The organism is Leptospira vanthielii serovar Holland str. Waz Holland = ATCC 700522, from assembly GCF_000332455.1.
GTDB lineage: Bacteria > Spirochaetota > Leptospiria > Leptospirales > Leptospiraceae > Leptospira_A > Leptospira_A vanthielii.
In genome coordinates this window covers 1-14,069 of sequence record NZ_AOGY02000013.1, presented here as the reverse complement: position 1 = coordinate 14,069, position 14,069 = coordinate 1, and the positions used below count along the sequence as shown (strand labels likewise).

Genomic DNA, 14,069 nt, shown 5'->3' with positions numbered 1-14,069 from the left:
TTTTAAGCAAGAAATATCGGTTCGTAAATCCCCCGATCCGAAATTATTACCAATCGTTTGAATGCTTCTATTTTACTTTTTATAGCGTTCTGTTACTGTTCGATGCAAAGTAAATAATATGGGTTTGCACATACTAAAGAAGCACCAGAAAGTGATACGCTACCAGTTTGTTGGTATTGGGTTGTGGTAACCGAGCCGGAATTTACGCTATAGTTTGTGCAAGTTAATCCGGCAAACGTATTCCATGTTCCCGATATCCCACTGATACCAGTTAAAGTTGCACTTGTCCAACCATTAGTTAATGTTCCAAAGATGAATAAACCATTTACATTAGTAGTCATAATAGGAGTCACTCCATCGGATCTTACATAATTTGTGTTTGGTTTTAATACCCAGTCAATTTGTCCATCACCAATATTTGCCGTTATAGAAGCTCTTCTGCAAGGGGTACTGCCAATACAACCTGTTTCATCTACAAGTAAGGCTTTGTAACTAGATCCACCTGCTGGTTTGCCTGAGTCGTTATTACAAATGGTATCAGCACCGGCTATACTTCCTATACTCAGTATGGAATAGGTTACGGCCGTAACATAAGTTTTTAAAGTTGTTATTGCCGGTGTAAAAAAAACCTCCTCTGAAAGAGGACTTTCTTTGTGGTTTATGGAATTTTCTGCAGAAATAGCATAATAATAAGTGATTCCATTGATAATACCGGCGTGAGTAAGTTTTGTCCCTTGAGTGATTATTTTATTCGCAGTTATTACATTGATATTCGGAGTCACTGACCAATATACATTATAATGACTGCTGCAATGAACGGGATTCCAGTTGAGTACAATTTGTCCATTACTTGGGAGTCCTGAAAAGTTTTGTGGTTTGGATGGAGATGAAGATGTGAGACTACAATCAGTTTGCACCAAAATATTGTTCAAACCGCATTGTGAATCAGAGTCATTTATATTGCAAACTTCGGTAGGTTTGCAATATTGACCAAGAATCAAAACTAAAATTGTTACTTTTAAGATTTTTATGATCATTGTTGTTTAGTAAATTTATTTACTAAACTTATGTATGTCAATGACAGAAACTGAGATTCGAAAATTTAAGGGTCGAATTCGCTCTAATTAATAAGCCTTTGGTATTTGTAAAAACATGGTAACTACAGCAGAAATTCATTCTGAACCCCATTCGTATTCTCTCAAACATCCTGATTAAATAAGTTCAGAAATATATATTCGAACGACCAATTGGCCTTGGTCGATTATACTGTTTGTTAAGATGAAAAAACAAAAAAATTGCATTCTGTGCTTATTAATCCTAATGATCATTTTTTCTGTTTTTTTCTGTAAACCTTCCGATTTGCAGAACGTAAACGATGTAAACAGTCGCGAATTTAATGAAACGCAAATGCTAAACTGTTTACTCATCGGTCCGTTTTGTACTCGCGGGGTGGTAGGGGCGCCAATCCAACCATTAGTGCAATTAGATTTTACCAATGGTTCCTTAGTGAATTCGGGACCGGTGGTTTTTAACTTATCTTCCCAGGAATGGGTGCCAAATCTAACAACAGGCAAAGACGGAGATGCCAACGGGGGCATAAATTTCGATACGAATAACCGGTATTATTCTTCAAATTTAGGTCAAGATGCCAGTTTGCCAATGGGAGCAAATCCAAGAACCATGTGCGCTTGGATCAAACCTTCGCAGCTTCCTGCCAATGGCTCTCATCAATTGGTTTTTCGTTATGGCTCTACTACAACTGCGAATGCTTCGGTGTTAGCACTTTCAACGGCGACTGGAAATAAAGTTTCATTTTTAGGATTTGGTTATGATGCCCTTGCCGATTACACAGTACCACTGAACACCTGGACGCATTTATGTGCTTCGTATAACGGTGGAAATACGGCAAGTCTCTATGTAAATGGAAACTTGATCGGCAGTCCGACTTTTTCAGGTTCGGGGCCACTCAATACGATCTCTGGAGCGTTTGTGATTGGGACTTGGACTGGTAGTGGGGGTTTGCCATACTACTGGTGGGGAGATTCCGATGCCATGCGGATTTATGATATTGCCTTAAGTGCGAAACAAATCGGTCAGATTTATCAAACAGGAATTGCCTACGTAGAATAGTCATCGAATAGCAAACCAAGAGTGGTAGGGAATTTTGTTTTCAGTTTGTTTTGACGATTCCGAACGAACCAAATTTTTTTCAATTCTTCAGTTCGGAAATATATATCCGAACGACTGCTAGGCACAAATACCCTATACTCTTGTGCCAAGATGAAAAAACATATATGCGAACGTTTTCATATCCTTGGACAGTTTAGTAAATTATCCTACGCAATCCTCTTCTCTATTTTTATTATTTTAGATTGTAAACCTTCTGATTTTAATAATGCAGGGGATTTTTATAGTCGAGAGTTTAATGAAACACAAATACTTGCCTGTCTTGTAAAAGGTAAGGATTGTTTTCCCTGTACAGGGAATACTTCGTTATCCTATCCGCAAAACACCTACCTTTTAGGACAAAATTTCCCGGTTTCTATCAAATCAGATTTATGCAGCCAGATCACAGCATGTAATGTTTCACCAACACTCCCGATAGGACTAACGATAAACAATGAAACCTGTGAAATCAGTGGCTCTCCTGCGATAATAACCAATTATACTGATTACAAGGTCACGGCGACAACGAGTGCTGGAGAAACCACCACAACTCTTCGCATTGGTGTTGAAATAGGATCCTTAGTCCATTTGAAATTTACGAATGGATCTTTTACGAATTCAGGTATCCAGCCATTAACGCTAACGGCTGGCCCGACTCTTTCCAAAATTACTGGATATGAAGGAGATGTGGATGGGGCAATCCATCTCAATAATACAGATATCGGTTCCCAAATTGGGGGAGATAGCATGTTGCCAAGTGGGACATTGCCAAGAACCATTTGTATTTGGCTTAAGCCAGATGCCCTCCTCGGATCTGGCGTGCAGGAATTGATATTTACTTATGGTACGCTTTTTAGTAATGCCTGCGGGTTTGGTCTGCAAAATACAGCTGGAGTTACTGGTTTATATTTTATTTTCGCTGGCTATAATTCCAAACAGACCTATGCACCAGCTGCTGGTGTTTGGACACATATTTGTATCGTTTACGATGGAACAAATGCCTCTTTTTTTGCGAATGGCGCCTATCTAGGTACACCTGCGAATGCGGGTTCTGGGTCTTCAGCTATTGTTTTACAAAAAATTACTTTTGGAAGTTGGGGTGGTGGGTATTGGTATCATGGTGGAATTGATGGATTCCGTGTCTTTGGCTCGGCTATTAGTGCCACAGCTGTAAATCAAATCTACCAAGGTCTGCCCGTATTCGGTCCTTAACAGTTGTTATTGATTATTTGACCCACCAGAGTTCCGATATTGAACGGGACTCAACCCCGTTGCTTTTTTAAATTCCACATTGAAGGCAGTTTTGGATCCAAATCCTGTCGCATAGGCAATGGAAAGGATAGACATCTCTGGTTTTTCTATCAGAAATTTTTTAGCTTCTGTGATCCGAAAGGAATTGAGATAACTGCGAAAACTAATCCCTAGTTTGGAATTCAGTAGTTCTGAAGTTTGTTGTACAGTCAGGCCTACTGCCCGGGAAGCAATTTCTAAATCTAATTTTTCATCTAAATAAGGTTTGGTTGCCCGCATCCATGATTCTAATTTTGCAAGAGATTCTTCTGTATTGACTGAGTTTAGTTTTGACTTCACATAACGAGTAGTTGGTGCATTGTTTAAGGTGACAATTCGATGAAGGATTTCATTTCGTTCCCCCTCAAGTGTTTCATATTTTTGTAAGAGATTAAACAATAAGAAAAATAGATCGATGGGAAAAATAAACACAGCAGAATAGAGAAGAGGAGTGGAATAAGGTAGGATCCCCAAAAGATAAAACATTGTATTATAGCTAATAATAAAGTAAGTTCCCCAACTGATCAGAAAAAAAAGAATTCGTTTTTCTCCTTTGAAATAATTTCGTAATGCTGTTCCAAGAATGAGCGGAATGGAGATCAGATAAATATAAGTGGCGATCCTGGAAAAAATTTTAGTTGTAGGAGAGATGAGAATCGCTGGAACACAAAAGAGGGCCACAATTCCCATGATCAATAAAATTTTATCAATCCTCGGATTGTTGACTTTTGTATTTAAAAACATTCGCACAAATTGGAACGAAAAAGGAATTCCAAGAGTGGAAAATGTTAGTATGGCTTTGTTCTGCCACCAGGGAGATTCTGGCCAAAGTACATCATAAGCATTCCCATATTGGCCATTGTACCAGAGAACTGTGCAGACCACATAACCTGCATAAAAGAAAAATTCGCTTAAACCAAAAGCAAAAAAATAAAATAAAGCAAATACAAACATGACCGCGCAGACTCCTAAAATCAGCCAAGTGACTGCGGTTTCTAGAATCATACGTTTGTTAAGCGATTTTTCATCTAAGGAATGAATGGGAAAAGAGATTATGGACTTTGATTGGATTCGAATATAAAAATATTCGCCTCTTTTCTGCTTGGGAATTTGGAAGCTGGGGTAGAGTGCTTCTGGAAATGTCCATTTTGATTTGGGGATTGTGTCTCCCGTTTTATATGTTTGGTATTCTTTGGGATTCTCTGGATAAAATAATATGGCTTCATCAAGGGCTTTCCATTCCAAAGAAAGAATTCTACTTTGCGAAAATTCCTCTTTGGATGTTTTTCCTCGAAGCCAAATGACATCATTTGTAAAATTAAAAGAGAGTTGGTGTTCGGAAATTGTATTCCAGGTTTGTAATTTTTGAATTTGTTCAAAAGACATTTCTGTACTTTTGTCTAAAAAATAATCGAAATGATTCGTTACGTTCTTGTTGCCTGATCCGTCGGGTGTACAGGAAGTTCCTGAAAATAAAAGGAACAAAACCAGCATCCACGAAATCTTTTTCATCGAACGCAATAGTCGCATCGAATTTTAGAATCTGACAAGCCTTTTTACAAAAACAATTTGAAATAGAAGTCAAAACGACAGATCTTCTTGTTTAGGTCTTGTGCACTTGTGGATTGAAAGTGTTAGCCAACCAGTTTGAAATAGGGAAGAGTCCTTTTTGATTTATACTTTCCATCTTCAAGGATTTTTGTGCAAAGTTAGTTTTCTTTTGGAAACTCTAAAGTAAAAAGACTACCCTTTCCTTCTTCCGACTGAACTCGAATATTTCCTTGGTGGAGGCGGGTGAGTTCGAAGCAGAGTTTCAGTCCAATTCCAAATCCTTTTTCCCCAAAACTCCCGGGTGAAGTCATTTGTTTGTAAAACAAATCTTTTTGCCGTTCAAAAGGAATTCCTTGCCCATTGTCTTCTATCGTAATCTCTGTAGAGTTTGTATTGTCACAATATCCTACTCGGATCCAACCATTGGGGTTACTGAATTTTATTGCATTGGCAATCACATTCCGTAGGATTTCGATGAGGATGGTTTTGTCTGCATAAATAGTCGCGGTATCTGCAATGGATAAATCTAACCGTAAGGACTTTTTTTGTAGTTCCAAAGAAAAAGAATCAGCTAATGGTTGTAATACTTCCAATAATCGGAATTGAGATAAATTTAGATGGATTTTTCCTTTGTTGAATCTGTTTAGGTTGAGTAAATGTTCCACAGTGGACATTGCATTTTCTAAGATCACGAACAATTGTTTGAATATATGCGTTTTTTCCTCTTCTGTTGAGTCTTTGTCCGTTACAATGGTTAACGCCGAGTAAACGGTGCTAAGTGGAGACCTGAGATCATGAGCAACAAGAGAGATAAATTTATCCTTCCATTCGTTGGCTTCTTCTGCAATTTGTTTTGCTTCTTTGTATTCTTGTGTGCGAAGGATTACCGTTTTTTCTAAAGATTCATTTAGTTTTGTAAGTTCTTTTCCTAATACTTCTGTTTTAATCACAGACTTTGTAAAATAAGAAGCTAAGAGGAGAGACTGGAATAAAACAGTAGATAAGTAAGAATACTCTAGAATTAAAAAATACTTTAGGATCCCATATAAATACAAAGTATCATTGATAGCACAGAGGAATAAAAAAACTTGAATCAAAAGAAGTGGTTGGGCCATTTCTTTTTTTTGAAAGGCTGCTTGAGCAACACAAACAATAGAATATAATAAACCTAAAATGCTAAAAAACAACCCCAAAAAAGTGGATTGTGATCCTAAATCCGAAGGTGTTACTAAAGCAAAAAGAAATAAACCAGAACATGTGAAAATAAAGAAGTTTGTGATCCATTTGGAAAAATTTTCAGGAAATCGTTGGTATAAAAAGGAAAGATAAAAAGGCATTGTTAAGTAAAAAATTAGAGAAAGAATAAACGCAAAACGGTAAGGAACCTCTGGAAATAAATAGTATAAGGAATCTCCATTTAATGAAATAGAATGAAGGGCAATCATCAAACAATACAATCCAAAATAGAGGATGATGGATCTGTTTCTTCTAAATAAAAAAACTACAAAATGATAGAAGGCCATAAACAGGAGTGCACCCGTGAGTAAGGAATCTTTTATGATTTCGTTTAATATTTGTTTGTTGATGTTGTTAAAGAGACCTATTGTTGGTGGATACCAAAACGCACCATCGTCATGATGGAAATTAGAAATATGAACTAAAATGTTCGTTTCCTGATTGGGATGAGGTAAGACAACAATCCCTGAGCTGCGGGTGGGAACCATCATTTCCTTGTTTTTACCTACTTTACCCAATTCCAATTGCAAATGGCCGTCCACATAGATGGACATTGCGGCACCTCCCGTTTGGAAAAAACGGAGGGCAAATACGTTTTCTTTGGCTGTTATAGGAAACCTAATTTTTAGCTGGTAGGTTGCATATCCAGTTCCTTCGTATTTATTTTTCCACCTCTCTCCAATGACTTGGAAAGCATTAGGGGATGGAGGTACCTTTGATAAATTTTTGTCATTTGACCTCTCTTCTAAAAGAGGTGGTTTTGGTTGGATCAATTCTTTCCATTGGAAAGCCCACTCTCCGGAAAGAGGGAGATTTTGTTCAAAGCCCCAGGAAGTTACATCCAACTGGCCATGGACTGCAACAGGAGTTTCGGAAAAAGAAGTAATAGGTGCACAACTACAAAGGCAAGCCAACCATATAGATAGTTTCCAATTCATTTCAAACAAAACCTAAATTCGCATTCCCTTCGTCACTGCCATGATGGAATCACCAAAGAAACTGTCACAGGTTTATTTTGAATCTATCAACGGAACTTTGCGATCAGGTTGGCAATACCGTCAGTAAAAGTCCTATAATCCAATTCCATTACAGTCATTCTATACTAGGTAGATCGGCTCGGAGTATCCACTCAAAGGTTTGTGATGATTTTTGTTGGTAATGTTTTTTTATTGTAAGTTTACTGTTATTTTCTTTTGATCTTTCATTACATTTGCCACTTTCTTTTTGGCATCAATTGCATTGATAGAGTCATACTCTATCGGTAATACCATTTTTCCCTTCCGGTTGATGACACCAAACTTTCCACCGACAATCTTCGTATGTTCGCCATCTAACTTAGATTCGCATCCATTACATACGATAGAATAACCATTTTCGAAAGGAAAACCAAAATCGTATTTGGCAGGGATTTGTTTTTTACAATAGGAATCAAAAAATCCAATTTTTTTATTTTCAACAAATCGAGCGAGGTTTTCTGAATAATAATCGGGTCCGTTGTCATAGACAAAAGTTTCCAGTAAAATATTGTTTTTTGTATCAATACAAATCCATTTGTTTTCTGAAACAACAAAACTTACCTGTTCCTTTGTGAAATCCATTGTTTGTTGGTATTGGGCTTTGATAATTACTTTGCCTGATTTATTTTTAAAACCATAGAGACCATTTTCTTCAAAAGAAATGGGTAGGTTTGTTTTTGCGAATAAGGGAATAACAAAAAGTAAAAAAGTGAAAATTGGTTTCATGGATCCTTGTCCCCAAAAATTAGAAAGTATATTAGAGAAGCCAAGCTAAAAACAAGAAAAGTTTGGATTGATTCTAAATTTCTGAGGAAAAAAAACTTGGGAAGTATAGAGTTATTATTTTAACTAGGATTCATAAAATTGGAATCCTAATCAATGTTCAGTGTTCTTTTCTGTGACGCAGTGTTGGATGTTCTTCTTGTTAGTTTTTGATTGGTTTGTTAAATTTTGTAGTTGGGATTTTTGAGGAATTTCCATCTTATAAACAATTAGGATGTGATAGAATGGAACAATTGGTTCACCGCGAAGACTTAATGAAATTTTGGATGTCTCTAGTTGATCGGATTCCTTGGCAAAAGAAGCCAACGAAGGCTTATGGGCTTAGTGAAGATGGACTCAATCATTGGTTTCCTGATGGAATATTAAATACTTCTTATTTAGCTTTGGACCATCATGTAGAATCAGGCAAAGGTGAAGAGATTGCCATCATTTACGATTCTCCCGTTACAAAATCTAAAACCAAACTATCCTACCGAAAACTTTTAGAATCAGTAGAAAAAATGGCTTTCGTTTTGGACTCTTTTGGGGTGAAGAAGGGCGACACAGTGGTGATATATATGCCCATGATCCCTGAAGCACTCATTTCTATGTTAGCATGTGCAAGGGTTGGGGCGATACATTCAGTTGTTTTTGGTGGATTTGCTCCTCATGAACTTGCTGTTAGGTTAGATGACTGTAGACCAAAAATTGTCATCACATCCTCTTATGGTGTCGAAGTATCTAAAATTATACCTTATAAACCATTGTTAGATGAGGCGATGCATTTATCCTCTCATAAACCAGAATTTGTAATACTTAAATCCAGACCTAATTTAGAAGTAATTATGCATACGGGAAGGGATTTTGATTGGGATGAGTTGATGGAAACCGCAGGTCAAAAGAAGTCGGTTCCTGTCTCTGCCGCAGACCCTTTGTATATTCTTTATACATCTGGAACTACAGGAAAACCAAAGGGAGTAGTGCGTGATAACGGTGGTCATGCGGTTGCGATGCACTATTCAATGGAAGCTATTTATGATATGAAACCTGGGGATGTTTTTTTTGCTGCGTCTGATGTAGGTTGGGTTGTGGGGCATTCCTATATTGTATATGCTCCCTTAATTTACGGTTGCACCACAGTGTTATACGAGGGAAAACCGGTAAGGACACCCGATGCGGGAGCTTTTTATCGAATCATTGAAGAATATAATGTGAAAACATTGTTTTGTGCACCTACAGCTTTTCGTGCCATTCGAAAAGAAGATCCAGATGGCAAGGAATTATCGAAATATAATATATTTTCACTTCGTTATTTGTTTTTAGCAGGGGAAAGAACAGATCCCGTTACTTATGATTGGGCTTGTGAACTACTAAAAGTTCCTGTGGTGGATCATTGGTGGCAAACCGAAACTGGTTGGGCAATTGCTGCCAACATGATGGGTGCGTATCCTATTCCAACTAAAGCTGGTTCGGCGACAAAGCCAGTAAAAGGATTTGATGTTCGGATTCTTGATGAAGAAGGACATGAGTTAAAACAAGGAGAAAAGGGGAATATTGTAATTAAACTTCCTTTACCACCTGGTTGTTTGCCAACACTTTGGAATGACCATTCCAATTTTGAATCCTCCTACCTTTCGCACTACCCTGGTTATTATCTAACTGGTGATGGTGGTTTTTTTGATGAAGATGGTTATCTTTTTATTTTGGGCCGTATTGATGACGTAATCAATGTTGCGGGTCATAGACTTTCGACGGGAGAGATGGAAGAAATTGTCGCTGAAAATCCTTCCATTGCTGAGTCCGCAGTGATTGGTATTGCAGATGAAATAAAAGGACAAGTTCCGATAGCCATAGTTGTTTGTAAGGACGGAATCACCGTTGACCAAAAATCTATCGAATCAGATTTGACTCATCGAATCCGAGAAAAGATTGGAGCCATTGCTTCCTTAAAGATTGTGGTATTTGTAAAAAGACTACCAAAAACTCGCTCAGGTAAAATCCTTCGTAAAACAATGAGAAAGATGATTGATGGGGAAACTTATTCGATTCCATCAACTATTGACGATCCTTCTATTTTGGAGGAAGTTATGGACGTTGTTCGATTAAAAATTACAAAATAAATACTTTGATAGATAATAAGAAACAAACTCTCGGTTTAGTTGAATTTGGCCCCAACTTCGGTGGTTTTTTTGGATTTTGAGAGTATTAAAAATATTTTTGGTATCTCCGATTTCCGTGGGAAACAGGAAACAATAATAAAACATATCTTAGTTGGAGGGAACGCTCTTGTCCTTATGCCGACGGGTATGGGGAAATCTTTATGTTACCAGATTCCTGCCGTCACTATGCCAGGGGTTTGTATTGTCATTTCTCCACTCATCGCACTGATGAAGGATCAAGTTACCGCATTACAAAGAAAAGGTGTTTCTGCTGAGTTTATCAACTCTAGTTTGGGAAAATCAGAACGATTGGAGCGTTATTCCAAACTAAGATCGGGTGATTATAAAATTGTATATGTTTCACCAGAAAGGTTTCAAAAAAAAGAATTTTTGGATGCATTGAGCACACAAAAAATTTCTCTTCTTGCCATTGATGAAGCTCATTGCATTAGCCAATGGGGTCATGACTTCCGGCCAGATTACACAAAAATATCTTGGTTTCGAGAGGTGTTAGGGTATCCAACTACAATTGCCCTGACTGCCACAGCCTCAAATCGAGTGCAGGAAGATATCGTTTCACAATTGGGAATCCCAAAGGAAAAATTACGAATCTTTGATGATGGTCTTTTTCGGCCCAACTTAAAGTTATCTGTTGTGGATTGTTTTGATACAGAATCAAAATACAAAGCAATTTTTGAAGATTTGGAAAATTCGAATGGACCAAGCATTATCTATTTTAGTTTGATTCAGGATTTGGAGAAGTTCAGTCATTGGATGGATACAAAACGGAGAAAACATTTAGTTTATCATGGCAAACTATCTCCAGAACAAAGAAATAAAGTACAAACCATGTTTCTTAAATCAGAGGATAGAATTCTTCTCGCAACGAATGCATTTGGAATGGGTATCGATAAACCTAATATTCGCAATATTTATCATGCTCAAATCCCAGGAAGTATCGAATCCTATTATCAAGAAATTGGTCGTGCGGGAAGGGATGGAGATCCATCGTTTTGTAAACTTTATTATTGCCAAGAAGATCTCTCTGTTCAAATGGAATTCATTGAATGGCAAAATCCAGATGGATTGTATTTGAAAAAACTTTTTGGATTTCTTTTGTTAAAAGAAAACGAATTGTCTGGATTGGATTACGGAACTTTACAATCCTTTATGACTTATAAAAACAAAGGGGATCATCGAATTCAAACCGCACTCAATTTATTGGCAAGTAAGGGGCTGATCTCAGGAGAACTCGAAAGGGGGACATTACAAATAGAATCCCCTTGGTCAGATTCATTTTTTTCTGAATCTGAATTATTAGAAAAAAAGAAAGACTCTCAAAAAAGATTGTACCAAACAATGATGTATACAAAGGTAACTGATTGTCGAAGAAAATTCATTCATGGATATTTTGATTCTGCATTTGATGGGTGTGGGAATTGTGATTTGTGTTTAACAAATCACAATATATAATTTTTTTATTCTTATTCTATTCTTATTAACCCCTCTAAATGTCGATGGTTCAGTATATTGTTTTTTTCTTCTATTACTTCACTACTCAATAGCATACAAGTATAGTTCTCACCAAACTCTCGAATTTTTGTCGATACCGATGTTGATCCAAGTGGCAATGGCGCATTGCCATTATAGAAAAAATATCGATAATAAGTAAGATCATGCTCATCCAGCGGATCAATTCCTATGATATCCATATTAAGAAAATCCAAGTTGTCATGTTTGTATTTTGATTGGAATTCCATTTTTCCATCTTCATTAGTAAGTGCTTTAATGCAGTGATCTTCACAATCACCAATTGTAGTTGGAAACAAATTAGCATTACTGCAGCTTCTATTGTGAGAGAATGTAACTTCTTTAAATGAAGAGCCAAACTCATTTCTTGCTAAAAGGATTATTTTTAGTTTCAGATCAGAATTAATAAGAAAAGAAAATTGAATTACGCCATTGATTGCATTAGATGGAGTTTTAGTTGAGTAATGTAGAGCATTGGAAACATTACCGTCATTATCAATTTTCATGTTACGTCTCCCAACGTATGATGTAATCGTTGTTTGGCTATGAACAGGTAGCTGAAAAGTAATATTATCAATAAAAACTTTCCCCAATTTTTTAAAGGGGTCATCTTCATTCGGTGCATTAATAACCTGGGCCTGGATATCATTTAAAATTGGAGGATTTAATGGTCCGCCTGGCCCCGCAGGTGGCCCCACAATCGGCGGAATGGGTGGTAACACTTGATCATCATCGGAGCCTGTGGATGTTTGAGTTCCGGCTGCAATGCCCAATAGTCCTAAGGTATTTGATCTGTCTGGTTTTTTATCGTCTTTTATACAATTGATAAATAATAACGAAAGGAAAAAAAAGAAATAGATTAAAGGAAAATGACCTTCCATGGATTTATTTTTTTGAACGCTGAACCAACCAAAACCTGCTATCATTTTTTTAAACACCAAAGAATCTCCTAAACCAAATGGATGAATCCCATTGTGAATCTTTAATATTCTAATTCGTTTTGGATTTGGTGTCGTCCTGGGACGGGAATCAGGACGAAAAGGGGATATTTTTTTCTGAACGGTATAGTCATCGATTTGCTAGACAAACCAATAAAGGAAATTTGCTACAAATATAAGTCGGGAATAACGTGTTTTATTGACTAAGTATGGATGCTTTTTGTCTGAATTCGGAAGTTGTGATTTTTAGTTCTTTTTTAAAGGCATCATAAAAACTGGAAAGTGATTTATAACCTACTTCAAAACCTATGTCGCTTACATTCTTTTCTGGGTATTTGATCAAAAGGTCTTTTGCTTCTTTGATCCGGTAACTATGTAAAAAAGAATTAAAGTTAGTTTGTTTTTTTCCATTCAAAAATTCGGAAAGTTGTCTTGGGTGTAACTCTAGTTCTTCGGCAAGAACTTCGAGGGAAAGATCTTCGTTAAGATAAATTTTCTCTACTTCCATAAGATGGGATAGACGATTTTGTAGCCGATCTAGGTCCACTTGTAATAAACGTGATTTTGTGTTGTTTTGGTTTTCGCTTCCTTTCTGGTAGGTGCTTGCGAAAAGGGAGCGCCTTTCCAAAGCCAACCTCAATCTATCTTCTGACACAGGTTTTGCGAGAAAGTCGATGACGCCGTATTCAAAGGCACGAATGGCATTGTCTGTATTGGCTGAAACAACAATAGTGTTTACCGTTGTTGTTGGAAATTGGTCTAAAATCTCGAATCCGTCAGATCCAAAAATATTTAGATCTAAGAAGAAAACATCTATTGATGATTGTTTTAAGTGTATGTTTGCTTCATCCATAGATGAAACATGTTTAATTTCATCTATGGAAACACCTGAAATGGTATTTAATAACTTCGTTAAGTATTTGGCGTGTACAGGTTCGTCTTCTAAAATCAATATTTTCATTTTAATTTTTTTGAATCAGAATCAAAACTCTGTATCCTTTTTTTGATTTTCCATGAGTTAATGACCACTTCCCTGAATACGACTCCTCCAAACGGAGCTTTACATACTCAAGGCCAGTTCCTGATCCACTCTTTGGTGGGTTCGATTCCTTTTCTTTGTGGTGGTTATAAACGATAGATTCTAAAGTTTAACGCAACACTTCCTTTATTTTTTCCGCGGGAGTTTTCCAGCCAAGCGTTTTTCTTGGACGCTCATTTAAAAGCTTTTGGACTCTTTTCAGTTCTTTTCTTGATATATCATTAAAGTCAGTTTTTTTAGGAAAGAAATCTCTTATTAGCATATTCGTATTTTCACAAGTCCCCCTTTCCCAAGGACTTCCCGGATGACAAAAATATACTTTCATTTGAGTATCTTTTGTAAATAGCTTATGGTTACTCATTTCTTTACCTTGATCATAAGT

11 protein-coding genes are annotated in these 14,069 nt (G+C 36.9%); 4 read left to right on the top strand and 7 right to left on the bottom strand.

Features of this window, described 5'->3' with window-relative positions; all coding sequences use genetic code 11:
• Nucleotides 1-92: 92 nt before the first annotated feature.
• On the bottom strand, nt 93-1,037 hold the full coding sequence (locus LEP1GSC199_RS20460) for a DUF1554 domain-containing protein (RefSeq protein WP_002976655.1): 945 nt from the start codon (nt 1,035-1,037) through the stop codon (nt 93-95).
• A 370-nt stretch (nt 1,038-1,407) separates the two neighbouring features.
• Between LEP1GSC199_RS20460 and LEP1GSC199_RS21400 the strand changes: the two genes are divergently transcribed.
• Together LEP1GSC199_RS21400 and LEP1GSC199_RS02000 are read left to right on the top strand one after the other, a co-directional pair.
• On the top strand, nt 1,408-2,130 hold the full coding sequence (locus LEP1GSC199_RS21400; protein ID WP_232420559.1) for a LamG domain-containing protein: 723 nt from the start codon (nt 1,408-1,410) through the stop codon (nt 2,128-2,130).
• A 150-nt stretch (nt 2,131-2,280) separates the two neighbouring features.
• Nucleotides 2,281-3,378 carry a LamG-like jellyroll fold domain-containing protein gene (locus LEP1GSC199_RS02000; protein WP_002976608.1) on the top strand — a complete coding sequence of 366 codons (1,098 nt, stop codon included), beginning with the start codon at nt 2,281-2,283 and terminating at the stop codon, nt 3,376-3,378.
• A gap of 6 nt (nt 3,379-3,384) precedes the next feature.
• On the opposite strand, the gene LEP1GSC199_RS01995 is transcribed toward LEP1GSC199_RS02000, so the two are convergent.
• The 3 genes from LEP1GSC199_RS01995 to LEP1GSC199_RS01985 form a co-directional block, all read right to left on the bottom strand.
• Nucleotides 3,385-4,950 (bottom strand): 7TM diverse intracellular signaling domain-containing protein, encoded by a 1,566-nt coding sequence (locus tag LEP1GSC199_RS01995; RefSeq protein ID WP_002976614.1) that lies wholly within the window; start codon nt 4,948-4,950, stop codon nt 3,385-3,387.
• Between the two features lie 215 nt (nt 4,951-5,165).
• A complete protein-coding gene (locus LEP1GSC199_RS01990) occupies nt 5,166-7,181 on the bottom strand; it encodes a sensor histidine kinase (RefSeq protein WP_002976680.1) in 2,016 nt (671 codons plus the stop codon).
• Between the two features lie 228 nt (nt 7,182-7,409).
• Nucleotides 7,410-7,985: a WG repeat-containing protein gene (locus LEP1GSC199_RS01985; protein WP_002976675.1), complete on the bottom strand. Its 576-nt coding sequence runs from the start codon at nt 7,983-7,985 to the stop codon at nt 7,410-7,412.
• 281 nt (nt 7,986-8,266) lie between these two features.
• On the opposite strand from LEP1GSC199_RS01985, the gene LEP1GSC199_RS01980 reads away from it, so the two are divergent.
• Nucleotides 8,267-10,141 (top strand): AMP-binding protein, encoded by a 1,875-nt coding sequence (locus LEP1GSC199_RS01980; RefSeq protein ID WP_002976638.1) that lies wholly within the window; start codon nt 8,267-8,269, stop codon nt 10,139-10,141.
• Between the two features lie 69 nt (nt 10,142-10,210).
• Complete coding sequence (locus LEP1GSC199_RS01975; protein WP_039925795.1) at nt 10,211-11,653, top strand: RecQ family ATP-dependent DNA helicase; 1,443 nt, start codon at nt 10,211-10,213, stop codon at nt 11,651-11,653.
• 11 nt (nt 11,654-11,664) lie between these two features.
• On the opposite strand, the gene LEP1GSC199_RS01970 is transcribed toward LEP1GSC199_RS01975, so the two are convergent.
• The 3 genes from LEP1GSC199_RS01970 to LEP1GSC199_RS01960 form a co-directional block, all read right to left on the bottom strand.
• Complete coding sequence (locus LEP1GSC199_RS01970) at nt 11,665-12,648, bottom strand: hypothetical protein (RefSeq protein WP_232420576.1); 984 nt, start codon at nt 12,646-12,648, stop codon at nt 11,665-11,667.
• Nucleotides 12,649-12,844: 196 nt separating this feature from the next.
• Nucleotides 12,845-13,609: a response regulator transcription factor gene (locus LEP1GSC199_RS01965; protein WP_002976718.1), complete on the bottom strand. Its 765-nt coding sequence runs from the start codon at nt 13,607-13,609 to the stop codon at nt 12,845-12,847.
• A 187-nt stretch (nt 13,610-13,796) separates the two neighbouring features.
• Nucleotides 13,797-14,069, bottom strand: a 273-nt coding sequence (locus LEP1GSC199_RS01960; protein ID WP_039925783.1) for an IS30 family transposase, incomplete at its 5' end; no start/stop codon positions are given.

Excerpts from the sequence above, each read along its gene's own strand:
- LEP1GSC199_RS01985 (WP_002976675.1), bottom strand. The coding sequence starts at position 7,985 with ATGAAACCAATTTTCACTTTTTTACTTTTTGTTATTCCCTTATTCGCA.
- LEP1GSC199_RS20460 (WP_002976655.1), bottom strand. The coding sequence starts at position 1,037 with ATGATCATAAAAATCTTAAAAGTAACAATTTTAGTTTTGATTCTTGGT.
- LEP1GSC199_RS01980 (WP_002976638.1), top strand. The coding sequence starts at position 8,267 with ATGGAACAATTGGTTCACCGCGAAGACTTAATGAAATTTTGGATGTCT.
- LEP1GSC199_RS01995 (WP_002976614.1), bottom strand. The coding sequence starts at position 4,950 with ATGCTGGTTTTGTTCCTTTTATTTTCAGGAACTTCCTGTACACCCGAC.
- LEP1GSC199_RS01990 (WP_002976680.1), bottom strand. The coding sequence starts at position 7,181 with ATGAATTGGAAACTATCTATATGGTTGGCTTGCCTTTGTAGTTGTGCA.
- LEP1GSC199_RS21400 (WP_232420559.1), top strand. The coding sequence starts at position 1,408 with ATGCTAAACTGTTTACTCATCGGTCCGTTTTGTACTCGCGGGGTGGTA.
- LEP1GSC199_RS02000 (WP_002976608.1), top strand. The coding sequence starts at position 2,281 with ATGAAAAAACATATATGCGAACGTTTTCATATCCTTGGACAGTTTAGT.
- LEP1GSC199_RS01965 (WP_002976718.1), bottom strand. The coding sequence starts at position 13,609 with ATGAAAATATTGATTTTAGAAGACGAACCTGTACACGCCAAATACTTA.